Below are 1,033 nucleotides of genomic sequence, written 5' to 3' on the forward strand. Positions count from 1 at the left end.
GCTTTGTTGCACAACTCGAGCACTCAACTGCGGTAGCCTCATCGAATGAGTGAATCGAACTGGGGCCAGCGGCGCTACCGCACCACAAACTGGAAAGCGTACAACGCAGCATTGAAGGCACGAGGTGACTTGACCATCTGGTTGAACCAAGACATGCAATGGTACGCAACTCCCAGCACAAAGCCAGGACGGAGCAAAACCTTCTCAGATGCAGCCATCCAGTTTTGCCTGACCGTTAAATGCCTGTTCAATTTGCCCTTGCGTCAGACCTTGGGCTTGGTTCAATCGCTGTTGCGTTTGGCGGGTTTGTCGTGGGCGGCACCCGACTACAGCACGCTATGCCGAAGGCAGAAGGATTTGCAGGTTCAGGTGCACTACCGTCCAAGCCGCAGTGGCCTGCATTTACTCGCCGACTCTACGGGCATCAAGTTCCTGGGCGAAGGTGAGTGGAAAACCAAGAAACATGGCGCTGAGCGCCGTCGCCAGTGGCGCAAGGTGCATCTGGGTATAGACGCACAGACGCTGCAGATTCGAGCCATCGTCGTGACCACTAACGAAGTGGGTGACTCACCAGTGGCAAGCGAACTACTGGGTCAAGTCCCAGGGCACGAGAAGATTGTGAGCTTCACCGGTGATGGAGCCTATGACACACAGGATGTACATGAGGCGTGCAACCAGCGAGGAGCTGTACCCATCATTCCTCCTCGCAAAGGGGCGAGACTGCGCAAAGGGTTGGCATTTGCACATCGCAATGAGGCCGTCAAAGCATGCAAGCGCTTGGGCCGATCCATCTGGAAACGCTGGAGTGGCTACCACCGACGATCACTGGTGGATACGAAGATGAACTGCTTTAAACGACTGGGCGAAAAAGTGATGACCAGGACGTTTGAGCGTCAAGTCGCAGAGCTCAATGTTCGTGCATCCATCCTCAATCGATTTACCGAGCTGGGTACGCCCCAGACGATGGTCGTGGCATAACTACGTCTGGGGCTGGGGGAGGTTCGGTCTCAAAAAGAGTTGTGCAACAAAGCCC

General features: G+C 55.3%; 1 protein-coding gene. It reads left to right on the forward strand.

Annotation, left to right across the window (positions count from 1 at the left end; translation table 11 throughout):
* The first annotated feature begins 45 nt into the window (after nt 1-45).
* Nucleotides 46-978, forward strand: a complete 933-nt coding sequence (locus AC27VO_RS16490) for an IS5 family transposase (RefSeq protein ID WP_488667802.1) — start codon at nt 46-48, stop codon at nt 976-978.
* The last annotated feature ends 55 nt before the right edge of the window (nt 979-1,033 follow it).

The sequence above is a fragment of the Comamonas sp. 14P8.1.4 genome (genome assembly GCF_057799285.1).